Source organism: Bacillus sp. SH5-2, assembly GCF_008368905.1.
Classification (GTDB): Bacteria; Bacillota; Bacilli; order Bacillales; family Bacillaceae_G; genus Bacillus_A; species Bacillus_A luti.
The window spans coordinates 156,125-179,906 of record NZ_QOSD01000001.1; the positions used below are offsets into that span (position 1 = coordinate 156,125).

Below are 23,782 nucleotides of genomic sequence, written 5' to 3' on the forward strand. Positions count from 1 at the left end.
CTCCTAGTCTTCTACCAATACACTATTTATAAAAACAAGAAAAAACCTACTTACAGCAGTAGGCACCTATCTTTATTGTATTCATTTTTCATATATTTGTCATCTAAACGAAACGTACATCCGATAGACATCTGCTAAAAACTGCTGAAATTTAATACCTTGTTTCCCTAATACATTTTCAGGATCAATCTTTCTTGCTGGATCAAGTGTTTTATGTGATACGATATCTTTTTTCGGATTCAAGCCGAAATTTTGGCATAAATATGCATGATACCACGTAAAACGGGTATATGCTTCCCAAAAGTTAACATCACCGCCATAACAAAGTTCCACTCCAATGGCAGCCTTATTGGCATCATAACCGTATAAGTCATTATCTGTCGGCACACCATATCGAACATGATAGGCAACTTCATTTATAGGAATAATTTCTAATATTGTTTTGTCATCTATAAATGTATGTGCCGAGGCTTTCGGTTGTATCTCATTAAAATAATCCCGATTCCCTATCGCATTGCTACCAGGATTCCCCGTATCATGACTTACAATAAACCTTACTTTAGAAAGAGGAATTCCCGGTCGTGAACTTCCATATCCAATATAGTTACGCTCTATAGGAAACATCGCCATTACTACCAACTCCCGCTTCAGAAGATTACCTTACTTCCTTATATATGTATTCGGTAGCAATGTCCTTATCGCATATTTCTTACGCGAAGAGAAAATCGAAAATATTTGATGTGAATACCATAAATAATAAAATACTTACAGCAACTCCATAAAAACCGTAAAACCAAACACAATCTTCTTTCGTATCTAAGCCGAAAAATTTATTTACTGATTGTAATAATGTGCCGCGCTTACTTTGTTTGTTTCGTAATACTTCCACTCGTTCTACAACATCTGCTGGCATCATAAATCTTTGGTCTACTGTCATTTTCATCATTTATCTCTCCTTAAAATCATTTCCGTTTTGTTTATCTAAGGAAAGTATAGCACATTTGTTCGTGTAGAACAAGCGTTCTTTTTATTTTTGTTTTATTTTTCAGCAAACCAAGTAAAAATTGAGATTATAAAGGCGATAATCGGCCCTACTACAACCGCACCAAATATTAAAAACAGTAATCCTTCCCCGAACACCCGAACGATACTTGTTTTTGGGGCTCTCATCGTTCTTGCGAGTTCTCCCTCTAACCTCTTAACCTTTTCTTCTAATTGTTCTACTCGTTCAATCATTTCATTTTCCATATGCAACACCTCACTCTAATACTTCAACAAAAAAAACGTGATTCCCTCGAAAGGAATCACGTTTTCTCACGTTATAATATTATACCCAACCTCTGAAGCGACTTGCTTCAGCCATTTTACGAACACCAACCATATACGCTGCTAAGCGCATGTTCACTTTACGAACTTGTGCTGTTTCATAAATAGAATCAAATGATCTTACCATTACTTTTTCTAAACGTTGTTCTACTTCTTCTTCAGTCCAGTAGTAACCTTGGTTATTTTGCACCCACTCAAAGTAAGATACTGTTACACCACCAGCACTTGCTAATACGTCTGGAACAAGTAAAATTCCGCGATCCGTTAAAATTTTAGTTGCTTCTAATGTTGTTGGGCCATTTGCAGCTTCAACAACGATTTTCGCTTTAATATTGTTAGCATTTTCTTCTGTAATTTGGTTCTCAATTGCAGCTGGAACTAAAATGTCGCAATCAAGCTCTAACAATTCTTTGTTTGAAATTGTATTATTAAATAGTTTTGTTACTGTACCGAAGCTATCACGACGGTCTAATAAATAATCAATATCTAATCCGTTCGGATCATGTAATGCACCGTAAGCATCTGAAATTGCAATAACTTTCGCACCTGCATCATGCATAAATTTAGCTAAGAAGCTACCCGCATTACCGAACCCTTGAACAACAACGCGTGCACCTTTAATATCAATGCCACGTTTTTTTGCAGCTTCGCGAATACAAATTGTTACACCTTTCGCTGTTGCTGTTTCACGTCCATGTGATCCACCTAATACAAGTGGTTTACCTGTAATAAATCCTGGTGAATTAAACTCATCAATACGGCTATACTCATCCATCATCCACGCCATAATTTGAGAGTTTGTGAATACGTCTGGAGCTGGAATATCTTTCGTCGGCCCTACGATTTGGCTAATTGCTCGTACATAACCGCGACTTAATCTTTCTAACTCACGGAATGACATTTCACGTGGGTCACAGATAATTCCGCCCTTACCTCCGCCATATGGTAAATCAACAATACCACATTTTAAACTCATCCAGATTGAAAGTGCTTTCACTTCATTTTCTGTTACATTCGGATGGAAGCGAATTCCACCTTTCGTTGGACCAACAGCATCATTATGTTGTGCACGATATCCTGTAAATATTTTAACAGTCCCGTCATCCATACGAACTGGTATTTTCACTGTCATCATACGAATTGGTTCTTTTAATAATTCATACACTTCGTTTGGATAACCCAATTTTTCTAATGCTTCACTAATAACAATTTGTGTTGAATTCAATAGTTCAAAATGTTGTTCCCTTTGTTGTTGTGTTTTTGTTTGAGTTCCCTTTTCGGCTACCATAGTAAGTAAACCCCCTGTAATTTCACTTGTTTAGTAAACCTTCATTGCCTAGTATACACCGTTAAATTTGGAATGCAATAGAAAACGCTAACAAATATATACAAACTATTTTCTGTTGCAAGCGTTTTCACTATTATTATAGTCCTTTTATTGCTTTTAGAAAAGTAAAATACTTAAATATTTAAATATTTTTCATTTTCATCAAATACATTACAAAACAAATGAATCTATTTGACGAAGAAAAACGTAAACAAACATTTGTAATCAGCTATATTTTCAACACTTTAGATTTACTACCCTTGGCCAAATAAAAAGAAAACCTCAAGCTATTCTACTTTAGCTGAGGTTTTCTTTCTTCACGAAATAGTTGTGTATTTGTTCAATCGCTTGATAAGCCATCAATTCCTTACCATACTCCATTATACGGTAAATGGTCGCTGTAGACGGATTACCGTATTCCGCTAAAATGGCTATAAAATCCGCTTTCAGTAATTGAATTTGCTCCTCTTCTTCCATCCAAAGATAAAAGCGCCCATCCCACGTATACAACTTTCCGCCAGTTACACCAAGGTTATATAAGCGATTCGACAGGTTAATTACGTCGTCTAGTGTAGCAAATTCATATAGTATATGTTCGCTTTCATCTAGAGTGACTTGCATTTCAATAAACTCGTCACGGAACTCATCATCTGTATCCATTTCTTGATTTTCTTTCGTTACAATTACAACCATTCCTTGTGCTTGTAGAGAAAATACTTCCACTGCAATCGGACCATCTGCTTCAAATCCTAATTCCTTATTTGCTTCTTGCATCATATCACGAAATAATTGCTGTACTTTCGGTGCATTTCTCCACAAATCTTCTTTCGTTAATCCTCGTTCAGATAAATCGTCAAATGTTAAGAAAATTTTTATCTTATTGTAATTTAATCGTTCCAGCCTCATCTCATACCCTCCCTACGTAACCAATGAATCTAATTTTTATTATATGAAATAGAAAATAGATGGTTCTTTTCGAACAACTATTCTGACACTTTTAACCATTCATCCCATTCTTTTTTCGTATCACCGATTAGGATCGCTTGAATGTTCAACTGATCTCGAGCACCTATTTTTCCTATAAGTCCAACAGAAAGGTCTCTACTTTTTTCTTGTAACAAATTAACAAAATTCATCGCCTGTTTACATTCTCGTCCATCTTCAAAAGATACAAATAAATACTTTGTCTGTATTTGTTCAACAGCTGACAAAAGACCATCTTCCTCAAAACATGTCCTAATATATATCGCCTCATATCCTTTTAAGCGCAAATACATTGAGAAGACAAATCCTTTCAACATATTATTTTCTAAAACAATAACTTTGTGTAAAGAAGAAAACGATGACGCGTTATGATATACCATTCCTAAACGAGTTTGCAAAAAAGATACTACATATTGAAACTGCACCATTGTAATCTCATTATTATTTTTTAACGTTTGTAATTTGTTTGTCACTTGAAGAATAGTACTTGCTACAACTTTTTCTGTTGAATATATACTAAAAGCCTCGTTTAATAATGCAGAAGTTGTAATTTCATCAAATTTTAACAAAGCTTGTAGTAAATCGTCCACTAAAACAACTTCTTTATCAGAATATAATTCTTTTTGAACGTTACTCTGCAAACGATTCCCTTCTAATAATTGAACTGCTTGTCCAATCATCATACCGGAAGAAACCTTCTCCATTAACCATTGTAGAGTTTGAATATGCTCCTCTGTATATAAACGATGCCCCGCATGATTTCGCTTTGGGGCAATAATATGATAACGTCTTTCCCATGCACGAAGTGTACTCGGCTGAATTCCAATTATATTCGAAACAGCTTTTATATTATATTTTCCATTTAGAGCTGGCATCATTTCCCTCCGCATAAAGTAATAATATGAGTTTGAGCAGGTGCTCGAAAACGAAGTGGGACCAATGTTGTTCCATACCCATTGCTAACAAAAAGAGTCATATTTGAATGATTATATACGCCACCCTTTAAATACTTTTCAGATGGGAATAATCGAATCTGTCCTCCATGCGTATGTCCACTTAACACAAGTGAAATTTGTTCTTTTCCAGACATTTTATTTATTATATCAGGGTTATGGCTAATTAGTATGCGAAAACCATCTTCTTTACAATCTGCCAACGCTAAATCTAAACGATCACGCTTCAACCCAACATCATCTACACCGAGTAAGCAAATCTTCTCTCCTAATTCAGACTCAAATACAACTCTTGTATTATCTAAAACTTTCACATTATTTTCTAATAACAAAGCATCTAATTCATGATATTCAATCTCATAATCATTATTTCCCCATACAAAATATACAGGAGCTATCTCTCTTAATTTTTGAATATTGGCAGAGATTTTCGATAAGGGTACACCTTTTTCGGCCAAATCACCACCAATAATGACGAGATCTACTTTTCCTTTTACTTGTTCAATTATCGAACTTGAAATGACTCTTCTATGAATATCAGAAATAAAAAACACATTCACTTTTTGAAAACTTTTCGGAAATTCTTTAAATACTAAAGTATGTTCCAATACAGTATTACGCATCGCTTCTTTATACATTACAAGAAGGAATAGAATACCAATACATATGAGAGTACTTAATAATATAACCCATATCATATTTTTTCCTCTCCTCCTTATAAAGGTAATCTTCGTTTTTTGTAACAAACTATAAGTCACTTATTTTACTAGCTTTCTTGCTCCGCGGACTTATCTTTTATTGGAATTTTTAATTCTTGCCCTACACTTACTTCATCTTCTTGTAAATTATTATATTTTTTAATCACTTCAATCCCACTTTCATCTGAAAAATACTGCCTCGCTATACTTTCTAAAGTTTCTCCCTCTTTCACCGTATGCGTTGCCACTTTTTCAGACTGTTTTGGCGATTCGGATTTAGCTGAATCAAAGAAAATTACTTCAAATGCACTTTTCCCAGCATTATTACTATCACTTTTCACCTGAATATATTTATCTGTATACCATAATATACTAATCGGAAGCAATATAAATAGAAATGTTAAAACTCGGACGAAAATATGATTCATTTTAAACTTTTGTTTTTTCTCTTTATTTCTATGAATTTCACTACGCGGCGGTAAACTTTCATCTTCTTCCACTCGCTCAACTTCTAGTTCCTCTTCAAAATCAGGAATTCGTTTCCTCATGTTGTTCACCACCACCTTCCATTTATTTTCTTAATTGGAGTCCCATTATAAAATCTACAAGAAAGTGTGCAAAGATTGTTATAAACAAATTTCCTGTCCATTCAAATACATACCCAAAGACAAAACTAATGAAACAGACGAAACAAAACAAAAACGGCTTTTTTATATATCGAATATGTAACACTGCAAATACGAAACTCGCTATTACAATTCCAAAATGAGTCTGCACTACGCCTCTAAATAAAAATTCTTCTGCAAAGCCAATCACGAACGTAATAACGAGCAATTGCATGACTGACATTCCTTGAAACATTTTATCGTTAATACCCCCATCATCAAACCACGACTCTGGAAATACTCGCATTGCAACATAATCTAATAACACAATACCAATCGCTAACAAGCCACCTATTATAAGTATAGACACTGGTTCCCATTTCCAAAGACTATATACTACTTTTATATCTTGAAATAATATATATGCTAGTAAACAGCCAATACCAATAATAATTAACTGTGTTATATACAAGTTCAGTCTTATTTCCTTTGGACTCATATCTTCAATATTATGCCTTTGAATGTTCATCATTCCTCCATCTTTTCTAGACCGAAAAGCTTTTGTAACTCTGTTTCCCAATTATAGTCGAAATCCGATTGTTGCGCTTGTCTTTTTTTATAATCTGTTTTTGTAATACTACAGTAGTCACAGCAATTTTTTATTTCTTGCTCTTTTCTATAACCGAACTGTTGCAGCAAATATTCACGTCTACATCCTTTCACTTGTATCCATGATTTCATGTTTTCTAACTCACTATATTTATTACGTAGCCTTAATTCTACTTCGGCTATTATTCTATTCATAATTTCATCTGACAAGCTCTCCAATATTAATTTTCGCTGTTGTATGATTTCAAGGTGTTCGAGGTGATAGCGGATAAAACGCCAATATTGTTCATTAAATCTTGCTGCATTATAACAAATTTCCTCTACCTCTTCTATTGGTAATTCTTTCGTTTGAAACATTCTTTCTTGTAGTAAAGAAAATAAAAATTGTATTTGCGACTTACTTGGCAATTCATCTTCAATTATTGAAATTGGTAAATCGTGATCTAACGGACTACATAGTAATATAGCTATACTCGGTTCACCATCTCTTCCAGCTCTTCCGATTTCTTGTAAATAAGAAGCTATATTAGTCGGATAATGGAAATGAATAATATATCTCGTATTCGCTTTATTTACTCCCATGCCAAAAGCACTTGTACATATTACAAGCTGCAACTGGTCATTCATAAACTGCTGTTGAATTAACATACGCTCTTCATGTTCCATACCACCATGATAAAAAGCGACACCAGTAACGCCTTTTCCTCTTAAGTATTCTGTTAAACGCTCTGTCCACGCTCTACTTGAACAATATACAATCCCTGGACCTTGTAAATACATCACCTGATCAAAAAGTGCTTCTTTCTTCTCTTCTATCGTATCCATAAATTGTACTTCCATTGCAATATTCGGACGATCAATGGAGTATACATGCTGCGTCACATTCTTTAAATCTAAACTCTCTGCTATATCTCGGAGTACATCTTTCGTCGCTGTTGCCGTTAATGCTAGCACCGTAGGAGACCCGATATTTTCAATAACTACATTTAGTTTTTTATAATCTGGTCTAAAATCATAACCCCATTGCGAAATACAATGAGCTTCATCCACAACAAATAATGAAATATGAACTTTCTTCAATTCTCTTATTAACAATTCCGACTGCAACATCTCTGGTGAAACAAAAATAAATTTATAGGAAGCTAATCTTTTCATCGCTTCTCTTTTTTCATGTAATGTCCGAAAACTATTAAATGCTATCACTCGGTTTTTCACAACATATTTTAATTGTGTAACCTGATCTTCCATCAAAGATAATAATGGCGATACAACAAGTACTGTCCCTTCTTGCATGAGCCCTGGAAGTTGATAGCACATAGACTTCCCTCTTCCGGTCGGAAGCATCGCTATAACATCTTTTCCTTCCAATAAATCTGTAATTACTCCTTTTTGACCTGGACGAAATTCAGAATATCCAAACCACCTATATAAATATTCCTCAAGTTTCATTTATACCCTCCATCCGTGCCAATACAAGACGAACTTCAAAATAAGAGATATCCTCTCCAACCGCTTGTTTCAACTCACGCAGCTTACGTGTTTGTAATGTATCAATTACTTCTGTTACTTTATCTATTTTGTCTTTTTCCATAAACATCTCGATAGAAAAATCTCTTTCTCGCAAAGCAATTTCAACAAAATGATCTTCTATCGTTGCAACCTTTAAATTTCTAATTGTTGCTATTTCTTCTAATGAGCGCCCTTGCCTCCAAAAATTATATGTTTTTTTCGTTGATAAACTAAATAATTCAGCTCTCTCATTTGGATAAGAGATAATCTCAGCTAATAACGGAAATTCATTTTCTTTATCGCGAACTTCTTGTATAAGGAAATGAATTGTACCCCAAAATAAAAAATACACCCTGAAAATATCTCGTTTCGTAATTTCCGCTAACTGCTGCAATGTACAACCGATACGTTCATATCCCGTTAATCTATACGTTACAATCGTCGCTTCTATCACATCACATTTCCCTAAAAGATTATGTATTTCTTTCCATAATCTTTTCGCCAATTCACTTCGCCTATACGGCATACCTGTTAAAAATCGCTTCACCCACACCATTATTTCTGTATCTTGTTGAATAGGAATAAACTTCGTATTATTCTGTTGTAAATTAGATACAGTTTGAATAATTAAAGATAATCTTTTCCAAAATGTTTCACCTAATTCACCATAGTGCAAACCATGTAAATGCGCTGGAAAAGCATACCCTTCCTCCCATGTATGTAACTGCATTTTACCTTTAGGTGTTAACAAATATGTATTTTCATGTATCTCTTGAATCAGATCTGCTTGCAACAACTTTGCAACTTCACGATCATATTCAGTTCTATTTAACGATTTATATATTCCAAACAAAAAAGAAATTCGGAACATATTTCCATCTTGTAACGTTTGCGAAGAACGTTTTCCCTTTAATAAATAATAAATAGAAGAAACGGTCCTTTCACCATTCAATTGTTTTAAACAATACAATACAGTATATTGTAGTTGCATTACCGCTTCCACCTTTCAATCTAACTTAATTACTTTTTGATATGATCACACCATCTACCGTTACTCATTAAACTTATCATATGGGCAATATATACTTGTATATATTCTATTGTACCAAACGAAATAACATTTACGTATTTTGAAAATCTTATGACATAATGCAAAAATTAGTTGACACTCTAATTGATAAGGATTATCATTATAATTTTATGTTGAAAAGTTTTAAAAACCGTTTTACAATAAGGTTATAATTTTTATGGCGAGCTTTTCACATACATATTATCAGGAGGGAAAAAAGATGGCAAAATATACAATCGTTGATAAAGATACTTGTATCGCATGTGGTGCTTGTGGCGCTGCTGCACCAGACATTTATGACTATGATGATGAAGGTATTGCATTCGTAACATTAGACGATAACCAAGGTATCGTTGAAATTCCAGATGTATTACTTGAAGATATGATGGATGCATTCGAAGGTTGTCCAACTGACTCAATTAAAGTTGCTGACGAATCATTTGACGGCGACGCTTTAAAATTCGAATAGTCTTTTATTAACTTCAAAAAATGCCCCTCATATTAATGAGGGGCATTTTTTGTTTCATAATACTTAATAAAAAAACCATTAGTAGTTCCATACTACTAATGGTTTTATTTTACCCCGCTATTCGCCGGGCAGTCCGATTGGTGAGGGCTAATAATCAGTGGGGGATGAACCCCCCATTTATCTTTTATGCATTCTTCATTTTTGCAAACACCCATACTTTCAGGCGTGAAAATAACGCTACAAATACAATTGTCACAACAATTCCTTTAATCAAATTAAACGGTAAGATTGCCGTTACAACTGTTGTTCTTATCGCCTCACTAGACATAGCTGGTGAATTTAAAAACCAAGTGTAAGCTGGGAATATGATGATGTAGTTTAATACACTCATGATAAGCGCCATTGTAATTGTCCCTAGCATTAATCCTGACGTTAAACTCTTTACAGTACGATACTTTCTAAATAAGAAAGCCGCTGGTCCAATAAATAAACATCCTGCAATAAAGTTTGCAATTTCTCCAACTGGTACTCCCGTTAAACTTCCTTGAATCCCGTAATGTAAAATATTCTTTATTGCCTCTACAATTACTCCCGCAATTGGTCCGAAGATAATCGCTGCAATTAGAGCCGGTACATCACTAAAATCAATTTTTAAAAATGGCGGAAGCCCTGGGAACGGGAAATCCAACATCATCAGTAAATATGCAATACTACTTAGCATCGCTACACTCACCATCTGCACTACACTGTTTTTTTGTTTCATCTTTCTCTCTCCTTTTCCATCGATCATCTCATGGAAAGTGGAAAGGTTCTGCTATGCCTACTTTTTCATAGAACGAAAAAACCCTTTGTGTTTTACACAAAGGGAGAATTTAAGGCACATCAAACAGACGTTCAAATACCTATCTTTTTTGAACGCTTGAACCTCCATCTTCTCCCATCCAGACTATACTGTCGGCTTTGGAATCACACCAAATCCTGCCTTAACGGCTCGCGGGCTTAGAACAAAATCATACATAGTTCATCACCGCCGGTCGGGATTTTCACCCTGCCCCGAAGATAGACCGATATTCTATTTTCCCCTTCATTATACAACAACCTCATAACATTGTGAACTAAAAAATTGTAACTTATTAAAAATTAGTTATTTATTTTTCATAACCACATAAAAATGACGAAATATTTTACAATACAACCCATATTTTTTATTATTCGGCATTTCTCTTATGAATTCCCTAGTCATATATTATTAAAAGTGATAAGATGTTGAATTGTTAAGATAAGAACATTTTCTGAATTATGGAGGAAATGTCATGAAGAAAGATAAGAGACACTCTATTCGAGAAGCAATGAAAAAAAACTTAAGAAAAGAATACTTTTATTTAAAAAAAGAATTACTTTTCTGCTGCCCAATCGATTTAGGCACATTCTCAAGTGAGACATACTATGCAGCTTTCGATGAAGATGGCATCAGTATTTATCAGTATGATAAAAAGACAGAAAGTAAATTAAAATTGTGCGAACGTCATCCATGGAAGAATTGGAATAAAGTGAAAGTTGATCACTATTTGACAACGTCTCAATTTATTTTTCAAGGTGAGCGAAACTGGATTTTATCCCTTTTCCAAAAAGGAAAAGAAGCTCAAAAGATTATCGAAGAGCATACAACTTTACAAACAGAAGTTGTTTCCCGCTCTTTCTTAAAAAAACTTCCTGGCTTTCGTTCTAATACACCGTTGAATAAATACATCGGCAGCATTTGCTACACTGCACTTATTGCATTTTTATTAAAATGGATGATTCCATTTCAAGCACCACAAATCGCCCTGTACTCTGTTTCAATTGGTTGTATGCTTCTTGGCCTACTCTGTCTGACAATCGGTTTAATTGAACCGACTATTGTACTGTTTCGGACAAATGAGAAAACAAGAACAAAAGTCTTTTACTTATATAGCTACTTAGCTATTTCTGGATTTATATGTGTCTTTATTTTTTGGTAAAAGAAGCCGTCCCAAAATATATTTTGGGACGGTTTTCTGTTAGAAATAAGTTACTCTTATTATAATAGTTCATTGCTAAATCGATATCTTTTTTCAAAACATCGATACAATTTCATTTCCTATCGCAGTCTTAAGAAAATAAATCTATTCAAAAATTTATACTTTCGGAACGTTTCCTTTACTTAACATATAATTGTTGATTTGGATAAATCCGCTCTTGATGCAATCCATTTTTCTCTTTAATTTCATTAACTGTCATACTAAATTTCCGCGCAATACCGACTAAAGTATCTCCTTTTTGCACGATGTATAATGATGAAGAAACGACTTCATTTCTTTGTTCATTTAAAACAAACAATGGATTCATCGCATTCTTTTTCGCCATCGTCCATCTTCCTTGATGAACTTCTAAATGTAAGTGCGCACCTCGTGATTCTCCTGTATTCCCTACTTCTCCAACTATTGCTCCCTTTGAAATATGATCCCCTTGAACTACATATCTCTTATTTAAATGTGCATAAACAGCCTCATATTCTCCATGTTTAATAAATACAACATTCCCGTAACTACTTGAATAATAAGACTTTGTAACCTTCCCATCTTGAATGGCTGCCACAGGCGCTCCGATCGGTGCAGCTATATCAATACCATAATGTTTTCCATTTCTTGTCCCAAAATAATCACTTATCTGACCTTCAACAGGCCATGTCCATCGATTTTCTTCTGCGTAAACATGTAATTGAGATAAATACAATACAGTCAATAACAAGACGCCACATTTTAACACTTTCATATACATCCTCCGTTTTCTAATCACCGCCATACCTTCTCTATTTTGGTATATTACAGAAAAAAGTATACAAAAAAAGAAAGTGAATTACTCCACTTCCTTCTCTTTCTTATCACGAAAAACTAATGCACTGCGGTTATACTCCACATCTTTTACTTGTAATCGAGCGTTTATTACTCTAGCTACTGCAAACAAATAATCAGATAATCTATTTACATACTTTAAAACAACTTCATTTATTTCCCCTTCTTTTTGTAAGGACACTATACATCGTTCTGCCCGCCTTACAACTGTACGTGCAATATGAATAGCAGCTGCCGACTCACTTCCACCTGGTAAAATAAAGCGCTCTAGCGGCGGTGCTTCTTCTATATACGAATCAATCTTTTTTTCTAAGCTTTCTACCATTTCGATTTTTACTTTATAAGGAATTTTCCCCGCTACTATCGCCAAGTCTCCCCCGCAATCAAATAGTTCATGTTGAATATTTTCAAGTTCATTGTAAATATCTCCAAAAGACTCGCCTTGTAGCTTAGTCATCGCATATCCAATATGAGAATTCGCCTCATCTATCGTGCCATATGCTTCAACTCGAATATCATCTTTATCCACTCTGCCGCCTATTACACTTGTTGTCCCTTTATCTCCTGTTTTTGTGTATAATTTCATCGCTTCACGACACCTCTTTTATTTTTCTTTCTTCGACTACGATAGAAAAAAAGTTCTACTATTATTTATTTAATTGATTTTACAAAAAAATAAAAAACAGTAGAACTTTATTCATTATCAACTTTAAAAACGCATATCTAAATTATACGATTCGGTAAATATACAGAGAATGTAGTTCCTTCTCCAACAACACTTGAAACAGCAATTTTCCCATCATGGCCTTGCACAATATTTTTTGCAATCGCAAGTCCGAGTCCTGTTCCACCTTTTTTCCCACGTGTCCTTGCTTTATCAGCTTTATAGAAACGATCAAATAAAAATGGAATATCTTCTTCTGGAATACCAGCACCTGAGTCTTGCACTTCAAAAATAAGACCATTATTTTTCGTATCAATTACAAGCGTTACATGTCCGCCTGCATTCGTATGACGAATTGCGTTATCAATTAAATTCGTCAATACTTGTTCCATACGATCTGCATCAAACGGGTATTGCTCAATTGGATTTTTGAAATCAACCGTTAATGCGACTTCTTTATCCTTTGCAATCCCTTGGAATTTACGACCTATTTTTTCAACGAAAGGATGAATATCAACTTCACCTATATGTAACTCTACATTACCACTTTCCATACGCGCTAAATCTAATAATTCATTTACAAGTTTACCTAAACGAACAGATTCATCATAAATGATTTGAACAAATTCATTAATTTCTTCTTTCGTTTGTACAATATCATCTAAAATTGCTTCACTATACCCTTGAAGCATTACCATCGGTGTACGAAGTTCATGTGATACGTTCGCAATAAAGTCTTGACGCATCTTCTCAAGACGGCGTTCTTCTGTCATATCACGCAATACAGCTACAGCCCCGCGGATTTTCGTTTGGTTGTAAAGCGGCGTCATAAGAACTACGTAGTTACCTTTTTGTAAATTAATTTCAACCACTTGTTGTTGTTCACTTTCTACAACGAGATGGAATAGCTCCACAAGTTCAGAAGGTAGCTTTTTACTTAGCTCTATCTCTTTTTCCTCTTGCCAAACTTGTAAGAAATGTTCAGCCGGCGGATTGATTACAACGACTTCACCCTCTTGATTTAATGTAATAACCCCATCTGCCATACTACTTAAAATACTAGCTAACTGTTCTTTCTCTTGCTGCAGGGCATTCATATTAAACTTCAACTGTTTTCCCATTTGATTTAAGGCCGTTGCAAGCTCACCAATCTCGTCCTGAGATACCATAGGAGCTTTCGCATCAAACTTCCCACGCGCCACCTCAAAAGCAACCTCACGCATTTTACGAAGTGGTGCTGTAATTCGAGTAGATAGGAAGAATGCAAAGAACGTTGTTAATATAATCGCAATCCCTGCTGATAAGAATATAAAATCAGTCGTTCTCTCCATACCTTGTATAGGTACTTGTAAAGATTCGTATACGAACACTGCACTTTGATTTTTTGAATGTACTGGTTTTCCGACAATCATAATATCATTTTCGGTGTTTTTATTCTTTCTACTATTAGAAGCTTTTCTAATGTTATTCTTAATTTCTTTTTTGTCTGTAAAAACAGCCGCTAATTCTTTATCTTCTTTCAAATCATCCATTGTAAGAGTGACTAGCCCTTCTTGTTTCGGCGAAGAAGATATTTCTTTACCATCTTCTACAATAATGATCCTTGAAAGTGGATCAGAGAATTTGTACGCGATATTCTCAATCGTTTTTACATCGGCACCTTCTTCAATTAACTCTGAAACACTTGTTGCGACTTTTTGAAGCCTAGCTTCACTCATATCAACATAATATGTTCTAAAAAACTGTGAAAGTAAAATCGCAACAAATCCAAGCACAAACGAAACGAGAAGTAATATGGTCATCCATAACTTCCCTACTACACTTCTCCAAAGCATCAGTCGTTCACAACCTCAAACTTGTAACCTACGCCCCAAACGGTAACAATCATCTTCGCAGCATCTGGTGATTTTTTGCTTAATTTCTCACGTAAACGCTTTACATGCGTATCAACTGTACGTAAATCTCCGAAGAATTCATATTGCCATACTTCTTTTAACAATTGCTCACGATCGAATACTTTATCAGGCGCTTTCGCTAAGAATAATAGTAATTCGTACTCTTTCGGTGTTAAGTTCACCTCATTACCATCTGCTGTTACACGGTGTGCATCATTATCAATTGTTAAATGAGGAAACACAGTAACATCTTTTGTCGTTGTATCTTGTGTAAAGAATGTTGTCGGTACAGAACGGCGTAAGACCGCTTTCACTCGAAGCACTACTTCACGTGGGCTAAATGGTTTCACAATATAATCATCAGTTCCTACCTCAAACCCTTGTACCCGATTTACTTCTTCACCCTTTGCTGTCAACATAATAATCGGCGTCGCTTTCTTCTCACGAACCCCTTTGCACACTTCAATACCATCTTTACCAGGCATCATAAGATCTAATAGGATTAAATCATAATCATTTTGCAGTGCCATTTCTAAAGCTGTATCACCATTGTCTGCTTCATCAATTGTGTATTGTTCTCTCTCTAAATACATTTTCAACAAACGACGAATACGATCCTCATCGTCTACAATTAAAATTCTTGATTCATTTTCCATTTTTACCCGTTGCGTACTTTTACCACAACGGTTCACACCTACCCTTCTACACTATTATGTTGCGCTATTCTCGTTTATTTAAGCAATCTTCTAAATGTTTCACTTCCCATATTATGCTTCACAAGAATAATAAAGTTTGTTCAATTTTTTTCCAAAACTATGTATTTTTTTTGAACGGTATATAATGTCCTCGACATCATTTTACAAAATCAACCGCTACTTTGTCATGTTTTTCTCAAAAAAGAAGAAAAGTTGACAAAAATAAAATAGGAAAGTGACATTCACTCTCCTATTTTATTTCTCTATGCATATGAATGTAAACCCGCGATAATTAAGTTTACTACAATAAAGTTGAACATAATGATTGCAAAACCAATTACCGCTAACCAAGCTGACTTCTCTCCGTGCCACCCTTTTGATAAACGTAAATGTAATACCGCAGCATAAAAGAGCCAAGTAATAAGTGCCCAAACTTCTTTCGGATCCCATCCCCAAAAACGTGTCCACGCTATTTGAGCCCAAATCATCGCAAAAATTAATGCACCTAATGTGAAAACTGGGAATCCAATTGCAATAGAGCGATATCCGATTTCATCTAGTAAATCACTATTCGTATTCTTTACTAGCGGCTGAAGTGCTGCTGATACTCGTTTCCGTAAAACAAGTCTTAATACAATATAAAGTAATGTTCCAACTAACACTGACCAAATAACAGTATTTAATTTTTTCGCATTTACAATCGCTGGAACTTCAACTGTCGGCTCTAATTTATTTTCTGTCAGTAACTTCCCTTCATGCGGTCCAACTAAAGCCGGAAGATGGTACTTCATTTCCACTTGTTGTTCATTTTTATCAACCCATTGAAACTTCGCTTCATATTTCATACTAGAAAATACCGTTGTCACTCCAATAAATCCAACTGTACAAACAAGTGTGAACACGACCGTTTCCAACCAAAATGTACGCTTACTTTTCACTGATTGATCTACATTTTTCAATAAATACATAACGCCCGTAATAAAACTAATTGCTAAAATTGCTTGTCCTGCAGCCGCAGTCGTCACGTGAATATGTAACCAATTACTTTTTAAAGATGGAATAAGCGGTGATATTTCCCTCGGAAACATACTTGCATAAGCAATTAATAAAAGCGCAACTGGTAATGCAAATAGTCCGATTATACTTACGCGGTACATAAAGTACATGACAATAAATGCACCGACAAGCATCATGCCGAAAAATGTACCGAATTCAAAAAAGTTACTCACTGGCGCATGCCCTGATGCAATCCATCTTGTAACAAAATATACTGTTTGTGCTATAAACCCTAAAATTGCAATCGTTATTCCTACATTTGCCCACTTATGTCCCTTTTCTTTAATTGCTCCCCCGAAAAATAGAGTGGCAATTAAATATAAAATAAATGCGGTAAAGAGAAAGTTACTACTTATTTGCACCATATCGTTTCCCCACCTTAACTAATTTTTTTATCGACTACTTTATCGCTTGGCTGCGGAATTGCTGTACCTTCTAGTACTCTTTCAATATCTTTCTTTAAACCGAACCAATTTTTATTCGTATGTCCTGCAATCCACCATTCATCATTAACACGTTGTATCCAAATACGGCGATGATTCCAATACATACCTTGAATCACACCAACCATAAATATAAATCCTCCAATACCGAGAATCCAAAGCGTTAAATCTTTTCTTACAGTAAGTGCTGTCGCATTTTGCATTTCTACACCCGCAAATGACATTTTATATTTGTTGTTTCCATCAGGTTCTATATTTTGCTGAATACCAACAAAACTCACTTCACCATCTGGTGTTTCAGGTGTAAACATTTTAAATACGAATGCAGGATTGTTTGGTAATTTCGTTTTTGTATTTGGTCTTCCATTCTCGTCAAAATAAAAATCAGGGAAATAGCTTAATAGTTCTAGAGTATAACCATTTCCTAAAGCGTATTTTTCTGTAGGATTCGCTAAATCTACTTTAATTGGTCCCCACTTTTGATTACTTTCTTTATTTTGCAAGTTAAAGGACATGCTTTTAAATTCACTTTCTTTATAATCGACTTGATAAACGGCAAATCGATCAAATTTCAGCGGTTCATTCACTCGAATTTCCGCTTCTTTTACTTTTTCTAGTTTCGGTTTTTGCCCTGCTATATTTTCGCCCACCGCTTTATATAATACAGCATTCGTTTGGAAGTTTTTCGCAATCATTTTATCACCTACACGGTCAATTGCTTCATCAAAAACTTCCTTGTCCTTACTCTTATCATAAACTTCCTTTATAAACTTCTCATTTTTTAAATAGTATTGACCATCTGTCCCTGGTATTTCTTTCGTTTCACCATCACGTAACCAAAGCGCTTCGTCTACGTACATACTTGGTAAAAAACGAAGCATCGCACCGAATAAAAAGATAATAAGACCGATATGATTTACATATGGACCCCAGCGTGAAAACCGTCCCTTTTCAGCTAAAATGTTACCATCTTCCACTTTCACGTTATAGTTTCTTTTCTTTAAATTCATTTGTAATTTTTCCAAATCACCATCTTGCGGTGTACCCGTCCCATACAACCTTTGTCTCTTTAAAAAACTAGGATGTCTTTTCACCCCTTGTTTTTTTAAAGCTTTATAAAGTGGAATGACGCGGTCTAAACTACAGATCACAAGTGAAATACCGATAGAAGCGATTAAAATCATATACCACCATGAACCGTATAAATTATTAAATCCTAATTGATAGTATAATTGCCCTAAAAATCCGTATTCTTGTTTATAATATTCAGCTGGTGCAATCCCTGGAGTTATGTACATTTCTTGCGGAAAAATAGTTCCAATTGCCGATGCAGCTAAAGTGATTACAATGAGCCATACACCCACTTTTACAGAAGAGAAAAAGCTCCAAATTTTATCGACTATCGTTTTTGTTTGCGTGAGAGATCTTCGAGCACTCCCCTCATAGCGCATATCCAATAGTTTTACATTTTCACTGCTTTCAAATGGTTTCCCACAAGCTTCACAAAAAACGGTTCCTATCGGATTAACATGTCCACATTCACACTTAATTTCTTTCAACACTCTCACCGCCCCTGTATCTATATGTACTATTGTATATTCTAACCTCAAGTTACCGCAATACTCAGAATTTTTAAGCCGGAGGCGCTATAAGTATGCACCTCGTATGTAAAGGCTTTCTTTATTACGGCGTAATTTTCTTTAAATATCCTTCTAACTGTTCTTTCGTTTGTTCACCTATAATTTGCTCCACTACTTTTCCATCTTTATCAATCAAAAAGCTTGTCGGTAATGGTCCTACTCCATATGTCCCTATAATCTTTTGACCTTTATCAATGGCAACTGGGAATTTCAAACCATATTGGTTCACAAAGTTCTTTACTGCGATATCCGTTTCGTCTGCATCTAACGCAATAATTTCAACGCCTTTTTCTTTATACTTTGGATATAACTCATTCATATAAGGCATTTCTTTTTCACAAGGTTTACACCAAGTTCCCCAAAAGTTTAAAAATACACCTTTTCCCTTTAAATCTTTTAGTTCAATTTTCTTTCCTTCTAAATCCGTCACAACAAAGTTAGGTGCTTCTTTTCCGATTTGCATTTTCTCTTTATCAGCAAAGAATCCTTGATAAAGTGTAAATCCTACAGCACCGCTTAAAATGAGCAGAATAATAACGCGAAATAATAAGCGATTTTTCTTCATATTACCTCTCCTCTCCTCGGTAAATGATATGTATCATCTTCTGTAAATGTTGTATTGAATAAATCACCAGCAGAGCACTCTACTGGTGAAATTTTAACTCTATAGCTTATCTTGGCTTTGTAGAAGCCAATGCACGTAATTGTTTCACCTCATGTGGTGTCAATTCTCTTGCATCACCAGGTCGCAAGCTACCCACTTCTAAAAAGGCGTAGCGTTCACGCTTTAGTTTCACTACTTTACAGTCTAACGCTTCAAACATACGACGTACTTGACGGTTACGTCCTTCATGAATTGTTAATTGTACAATCGCCATCTCTTTACGCTTGTCCCAAGAAATAATCTTCACACGTGCTGGTGCTGTTTTACCATCTTCTAGTGCAACACCGCGTTCTAACATGCGAATTTTCTCACCTGTTAATGGCCCTTTCACTTTTGCAACATATGTTTTTTCAACTTTATATTTAGGGTGCATTAACACGTTTGCGAAGTCCCCATCGTTTGTCATTAATAATACGCCAGACGTATCATAGTCTAAGCGTCCGATTGGGAATAAACGTTGTGTAATTTCAGGGAAAAAGTCTGTTACAACACTTCTTCCTTTATCATCTGATACACTTGAAATTACGCCAGTTGGTTTATATAGTAAAAAATAAACAGGTTCTTCTTTTTCAAGAGGGATGTTATTTACTTCTACTTTATCTTGAGGAGTTACTTTCGTTCCTAACTCCTTCACTATTTTTCCATTAACTTTCACTTTTCCTTGCTGAATTAATTCCTCAGCCTTTCTTCTCGATGCAATACCTGCTTGCGCAATCACTTTTTGTAATCGTTCCATTTCTTTTTTTCACCTCGAATTTATCTTACCTTACATTAGAAAGACTTGGCAACCGCATACGCTTTACGGCTATTCGCTTCATCTTACTTAAACAACATAGCGATGATAATAAACATATAAAGGTCAAATCATGTTTTTACCTTTTATTATTGTCCATATTTTTCATATTGCTCACAATAAAAGTTCATTATTTTGTCAAAAATACCGCATAAAAAAACCACTATTAAGCAACACCTTAATAGTGGTCGTATACGTATTATAAGCGAAATAGCATAAAAAATGAATAGCATTACTGAAACAATAAAGAAACGAACACAATTGAGCATATAATTCCGATTAAATCAGCAAAAAGTCCTACCTTTAATGCATCGCCCATTTTTCTAATACCAACAGCTCCGAAGTATACAGTTAAAATATAAAAGGTCGTATCTGTACTCCCTTGCATCGTAGAAGCCAATCTCCCAATAAACGAATCTGGCCCGTATGTGGCAATTAAATCGGTCGTAATACTTAAACCAGCAGAGCCTGAAATAGGACGTATAAGTGCTAGTGGAACAATTTCTGCTGGGACATGGATTAAATCTAACATCGGCTTCATTACAGATATCATCGCATCTAACGCTCCAGACGCCCGAAAAATTGAAATCGACACAAGCATTCCAACCATAAATGGTAAAATTGAAACTGCAATTTGAATCCCTTCTTTTCCTCCCTCAACGAACGATTCATACGTCGGGACTTTTTTTATCGTGCCGTATAAAAGGATGAATCCAATCACACACGGTATGACCCATAATGAAATTGTATTTACAATACTCATTTTTTCCGCCCCTTTCTACTCCTTCTTCTGTAAAAATAGCGGTCAATCCAAATTGCTCCAATCATTGATAACACTTGTGCTATAAATGTTACCCCAACAATTTCAGTAGGATTTGCTGATTCATATGTCATTCGAATCGAAATGACGGTAGTTGGAATTAACGTAATAGCTGATGTATTTAATGCTAGAAACGTCACCATAGAACGACTTGCTGAATCCTTCCCACCATTTAATTCTTTCAGTTGTTCCATCGCTTTAATACCAAGAGGGGTCGCTGCATTACCTAATCCAAAAAAGTTCGCCATCATATTTGATAAAATAAATCCCATTGACGGGTGATCCTTCGGTATTTCTGGAAACAACCTTTTTACTATTGGCATAAAAAGTGTGACTAATTTTTTTAACAACCCTGCTTCTTCTGCAATTTTCATTAAACCGAGCCAAAATACTAAAACACTAATAAGTCCTATACAAATTGTTACCGCGTCTTTTGATCCTTCAAATACGGCTTTAGTCACTTCTTCCATCGTTCCGTTTATCATAGCGTACACAATCCCAATAACTGCCATCGCTGCCCAGACGAGATTAACCATCGTTCCCAACACCTATCATGTAAGAAAAAATTTCTTTCACATTATTCCAGTACATTCCCGTTGTAGCTACTAACTTCCGTTTACTATAAAATAAATTCCGTTCTCCAACCTTCTCATTGCCAACATATACGTCTGTCTTTCCAACCTTTACTCCATCCGTAAGTTTTGCACTTTTATCAAGTTCAACTTTTAATACTACGCTCTTTTTTTCCTCTTCAGTTAAAGGCACGGAAAAACTATTTTTCGTATAAACATGGTTCGCATATTTCTTTTCATTTATTTCAGCCAACGCTCCTTGTCCTAAAACTTTCGTTTGCTTGAAACGTTCAAAACCTTTATCAAATAAATTCATATGATCATCCCAATCGCTAGAAGCGCTCAAAGTTACGACAATTAGATCTAGTCCATCTTTTGATGCTGTTGTAACAAGCGTCCGTCCTGCTTTCTTCGTAAAGCCTGTTTTTCCTCCTGTTGCAAATTCATAATAAGACGTCACAAGTTTATGTTTGTTTTTCCACGGATAATCCCACGAATCTGATTTATACGTTTTTGTCCCAAAAATCTTCTTAAAGGTTTCGTTCCCCATTGCATACTTCGTTAAAAGTGCCATATCATAGGCTGATGAATAATGAGATCCATCTCCATCCAAACCATGAGGGTTTGAAAAGTGAGTATCTTTCATTCCAATTTGTTTCGCCTTTTCATTCATTAAATATACAAACCCTTCTATACTCCCTCCTACATTTTCAGCAATTACTTGTGCTGCATCATTTCCAGATCTAAGCATGAGGCCGTATACTAAATCCTCTAACTTTACTTTCTGTCCAGGTTTCAAATAAATTGCTGAGCCTTCTACTCTCACTGCTTCATTACTAACCGAGACCATTTCTTTCATTTTTCCTGATTCAGCAGCTAACAAGGCAGTCATAATTTTTGTTATACTAGCAATCTTTTGTGGCTCATGCTCAGCTTTTCCGTATAATACGCGACCTGACTGTTGCTCCATTAACACAGCATTTCGAGCACTGACATTACTGTTCATCTTTGCATATGTAGGAATTGGCATAACGCTTGCGTACATAATAAGAAGCGTAATTATTACACAAATTCGTCTCATATTTCCCCCCACGTCCTTTTGGCACTTTTTGTACAAGTGTATGCTTGGCCTTTTAAAATATGAACGAAATCTCCTTCTCCTTCCAATAAAAAAGACGCAGAGAACCTGCGTCTAATACGGTGTCCATTCTATTTGTTTCGCACTTTCAAATCTTTTTTCTACATCAGGCCAATTTACAACATTCCACCAATTTTTAATATATTCATCTTTTCGATTTTGGTATTGTAAATAATACGCATGCTCCCACACGTCTAGTACAAGGAGCGGTATCGTATCCCACTGGGTAAACAATTGATGAAGTGTACTCTGCAAAATTTCTAATCTCCCAGATCGTGGCACCCAAACGAGAATCGCCCATCCTGATCCTTCCACTTTAGAAGCTGCTTCTGTGAAATGTTTTTGAAAACGTAAAAAACTCCCAAAATCTTGTTCAATCTGTTGTGAAAGAGCCCCTCTTGGACTTCCGCCACCATCTTTTTTCATGTTATTCCAAAATATCGTGTGTAAGTAGTGACCTGATCCATGAAAAGCCGCTTCTCTTTCCCAATGCTTAATCAAATCAAATTGATTTGTTTTTCTCGCTTCTTCCATCATCTTTTCTGCCTTATTTAATCCTTCCACGTAACTACGATGGTGTTTATCATGGTGTAACATCATAATTTCTCTAGAAATATACGGTTCTAACGCATTATACGGATAAGGTAATGGCGGGAGTGTGTGTCCTCCAATTGGAACAGCTCGTTCACTGTCCCCTCTTTCATATACTTCATATTCCTCTTCTCCCTGTACGAATACTTCCTGCAAATGATGCTGAATATGTTCTACATCATCACTTATTTCATACATAAATTCTGCATCTGTATCGTACTCATGCTCTTTCATACGGTCTAATAACGTTTGAATTTTATAAGCAAGCATATGGACATCATACACTTCCATTGCACGGCTATCTAATACGTGAAGAACACTTTCACACCAGCTTTCTACTTCATGAAAGTAATCTGTAAATACGCCTTGCTGACTCATGTTACACCTCC

26 protein-coding genes and 1 riboswitch are annotated in these 23,782 nt (G+C 35.3%); of the genes, 2 read left to right on the forward strand and 24 right to left on the reverse strand.

The features are described 5' to 3' along the window. Nucleotides 1-99 precede the first annotated feature (99 nt). The 11 genes from DN410_RS00835 to DN410_RS00885 all read right to left on the reverse strand — a co-directional run bounded on the left by DN410_RS00835 (nucleotide 100) and on the right by DN410_RS00885 (nucleotide 9,002). A complete protein-coding gene (locus DN410_RS00835) occupies nucleotides 100-630 on the reverse strand; it encodes a peptidoglycan recognition protein family protein (protein ID WP_001240643.1) in 531 nt (176 codons plus the stop codon). A 79-nt stretch (nucleotides 631-709) separates the two neighbouring features. Further along, a complete protein-coding gene (locus DN410_RS00840) occupies nucleotides 710-946 on the reverse strand; it encodes a DUF3961 domain-containing protein (protein WP_001983018.1) in 237 nt (78 codons plus the stop codon). A 92-nt stretch (nucleotides 947-1,038) separates the two neighbouring features. After that, entirely contained in the window at nucleotides 1,039-1,248 is a 210-nt protein-coding gene (locus tag DN410_RS00845; RefSeq protein ID WP_149174934.1) for a hypothetical protein, read from the reverse strand. 79 nt (nucleotides 1,249-1,327) lie between these two features. Next, nucleotides 1,328-2,614: an NAD-specific glutamate dehydrogenase gene (gene gudB, locus DN410_RS00850; RefSeq protein WP_000225174.1), complete on the reverse strand. Its 1,287-nt coding sequence runs from the start codon at nucleotides 2,612-2,614 to the stop codon at nucleotides 1,328-1,330. A gap of 336 nt (nucleotides 2,615-2,950) precedes the next feature. After that, nucleotides 2,951-3,559: a genetic competence negative regulator gene (locus DN410_RS00855; protein WP_001235403.1), complete on the reverse strand. Its 609-nt coding sequence runs from the start codon at nucleotides 3,557-3,559 to the stop codon at nucleotides 2,951-2,953. Nucleotides 3,560-3,636: 77 nt separating this feature from the next. Next, entirely contained in the window at nucleotides 3,637-4,512 is an 876-nt protein-coding gene (locus tag DN410_RS00860; protein WP_149174935.1) for a MerR family transcriptional regulator, read from the reverse strand. Further along, a complete protein-coding gene (locus DN410_RS00865) occupies nucleotides 4,512-5,288 on the reverse strand; it encodes a metallophosphoesterase (RefSeq protein WP_149174936.1) in 777 nt (258 codons plus the stop codon). Before DN410_RS00865 ends, DN410_RS00860 begins: the two co-directional genes overlap by 1 nt. 68 nt (nucleotides 5,289-5,356) lie before the next feature. After that, the gene (locus tag DN410_RS00870; RefSeq protein ID WP_001231539.1) at nucleotides 5,357-5,836 is read right to left on the reverse strand and encodes a LysM peptidoglycan-binding domain-containing protein; all 480 of its coding nucleotides are present in this window, start codon (nucleotides 5,834-5,836) and stop codon (nucleotides 5,357-5,359) included. A gap of 22 nt (nucleotides 5,837-5,858) precedes the next feature. After that, the gene (locus DN410_RS00875) at nucleotides 5,859-6,422 is read right to left on the reverse strand and encodes a CPBP family intramembrane glutamic endopeptidase (protein ID WP_149174937.1); all 564 of its coding nucleotides are present in this window, start codon (nucleotides 6,420-6,422) and stop codon (nucleotides 5,859-5,861) included. Continuing rightward, nucleotides 6,422-7,951, reverse strand: coding sequence for a RecQ family ATP-dependent DNA helicase (locus DN410_RS00880; RefSeq protein WP_149174938.1), 1,530 nt, complete (start codon nucleotides 7,949-7,951; stop codon nucleotides 6,422-6,424). Before DN410_RS00880 ends, DN410_RS00875 begins: the two co-directional genes overlap by 1 nt. Continuing rightward, nucleotides 7,941-9,002, reverse strand: a complete 1,062-nt coding sequence (locus DN410_RS00885; RefSeq protein ID WP_149174939.1) for a YpbB family protein — start codon at nucleotides 9,000-9,002, stop codon at nucleotides 7,941-7,943. The genes DN410_RS00880 and DN410_RS00885 overlap by 11 nt, the downstream gene beginning before the upstream one ends. A gap of 298 nt (nucleotides 9,003-9,300) precedes the next feature. Between DN410_RS00885 and DN410_RS00890 the strand changes: the two genes are divergently transcribed. Then, the gene (locus tag DN410_RS00890; RefSeq protein WP_001151996.1) at nucleotides 9,301-9,549 is read left to right on the forward strand and encodes a ferredoxin; all 249 of its coding nucleotides are present in this window, start codon (nucleotides 9,301-9,303) and stop codon (nucleotides 9,547-9,549) included. A 184-nt stretch (nucleotides 9,550-9,733) separates the two neighbouring features. Here the strand turns inward: DN410_RS00890 and DN410_RS00895 are convergent, their stop codons facing one another. Continuing rightward, nucleotides 9,734-10,312, reverse strand: coding sequence for an ECF transporter S component (locus DN410_RS00895; RefSeq protein WP_000810847.1), 579 nt, complete (start codon nucleotides 10,310-10,312; stop codon nucleotides 9,734-9,736). A gap of 162 nt (nucleotides 10,313-10,474) precedes the next feature. After that, nucleotides 10,475-10,614: riboswitch (FMN riboswitch) on the reverse strand. Nucleotides 10,615-10,862: 248 nt separating this feature from the next. Between DN410_RS00895 and DN410_RS00900 the strand changes: the two genes are divergently transcribed. Further along, entirely contained in the window at nucleotides 10,863-11,549 is a 687-nt protein-coding gene (locus DN410_RS00900; protein WP_149174940.1) for a hypothetical protein, read from the forward strand. 178 nt (nucleotides 11,550-11,727) lie between these two features. On the opposite strand, the gene DN410_RS00905 is transcribed toward DN410_RS00900, so the two are convergent. From DN410_RS00905 to DN410_RS00960, 12 genes are all read right to left on the reverse strand, one after another. Then, nucleotides 11,728-12,342 carry a peptidoglycan DD-metalloendopeptidase family protein gene (locus tag DN410_RS00905; protein ID WP_149174941.1) on the reverse strand — a complete coding sequence of 205 codons (615 nt, stop codon included), beginning with the start codon at nucleotides 12,340-12,342 and terminating at the stop codon, nucleotides 11,728-11,730. 84 nt (nucleotides 12,343-12,426) lie between these two features. Continuing rightward, a complete protein-coding gene (locus DN410_RS00910) occupies nucleotides 12,427-13,008 on the reverse strand; it encodes a cob(I)yrinic acid a,c-diamide adenosyltransferase (protein ID WP_149174942.1) in 582 nt (193 codons plus the stop codon). 137 nt (nucleotides 13,009-13,145) lie between these two features. Then, a complete protein-coding gene (gene resE / locus DN410_RS00915; protein WP_149174943.1) occupies nucleotides 13,146-14,921 on the reverse strand; it encodes a sensor histidine kinase ResE in 1,776 nt (591 codons plus the stop codon). Then, nucleotides 14,921-15,637, reverse strand: coding sequence for a DNA-binding response regulator ResD (gene resD / locus DN410_RS00920; RefSeq protein WP_002017976.1), 717 nt, complete (start codon nucleotides 15,635-15,637; stop codon nucleotides 14,921-14,923). The genes resE and resD overlap by 1 nt, the downstream gene beginning before the upstream one ends. 302 nt (nucleotides 15,638-15,939) lie before the next feature. Beyond that, the gene (gene resC, locus DN410_RS00925; RefSeq protein WP_149174944.1) at nucleotides 15,940-17,097 is read right to left on the reverse strand and encodes a cytochrome c biogenesis protein ResC; all 1,158 of its coding nucleotides are present in this window, start codon (nucleotides 17,095-17,097) and stop codon (nucleotides 15,940-15,942) included. A 14-nt stretch (nucleotides 17,098-17,111) separates the two neighbouring features. Further along, nucleotides 17,112-18,737 (reverse strand): cytochrome c biogenesis protein ResB, encoded by a 1,626-nt coding sequence (gene resB, locus DN410_RS00930; RefSeq protein ID WP_149174945.1) that lies wholly within the window; start codon nucleotides 18,735-18,737, stop codon nucleotides 17,112-17,114. Between the two features lie 121 nt (nucleotides 18,738-18,858). Continuing rightward, complete coding sequence (resA, locus tag DN410_RS00935) at nucleotides 18,859-19,380, reverse strand: thiol-disulfide oxidoreductase ResA (protein WP_000742206.1); 522 nt, start codon at nucleotides 19,378-19,380, stop codon at nucleotides 18,859-18,861. A gap of 106 nt (nucleotides 19,381-19,486) precedes the next feature. Beyond that, complete coding sequence (gene rluB / locus DN410_RS00940) at nucleotides 19,487-20,215, reverse strand: 23S rRNA pseudouridine(2605) synthase RluB (protein WP_000440554.1); 729 nt, start codon at nucleotides 20,213-20,215, stop codon at nucleotides 19,487-19,489. Nucleotides 20,216-20,504: 289 nt separating this feature from the next. After that, nucleotides 20,505-21,035 (reverse strand): spore maturation protein SpmB, encoded by a 531-nt coding sequence (gene spmB / locus DN410_RS00945; protein WP_000029515.1) that lies wholly within the window; start codon nucleotides 21,033-21,035, stop codon nucleotides 20,505-20,507. Next, nucleotides 21,032-21,628: a spore maturation protein SpmA gene (spmA, locus tag DN410_RS00950; RefSeq protein ID WP_000247803.1), complete on the reverse strand. Its 597-nt coding sequence runs from the start codon at nucleotides 21,626-21,628 to the stop codon at nucleotides 21,032-21,034. Before spmA ends, spmB begins: the two co-directional genes overlap by 4 nt. Continuing rightward, nucleotides 21,621-22,745, reverse strand: coding sequence for a D-alanyl-D-alanine carboxypeptidase DacB (gene dacB, locus DN410_RS00955; protein WP_149174946.1), 1,125 nt, complete (start codon nucleotides 22,743-22,745; stop codon nucleotides 21,621-21,623). Before dacB ends, spmA begins: the two co-directional genes overlap by 8 nt. A 111-nt stretch (nucleotides 22,746-22,856) precedes the next feature. Then, complete coding sequence (locus DN410_RS00960) at nucleotides 22,857-23,771, reverse strand: superoxide dismutase (protein WP_088231614.1); 915 nt, start codon at nucleotides 23,769-23,771, stop codon at nucleotides 22,857-22,859. Between the last annotated feature and the right edge of the window lie 11 nt (nucleotides 23,772-23,782).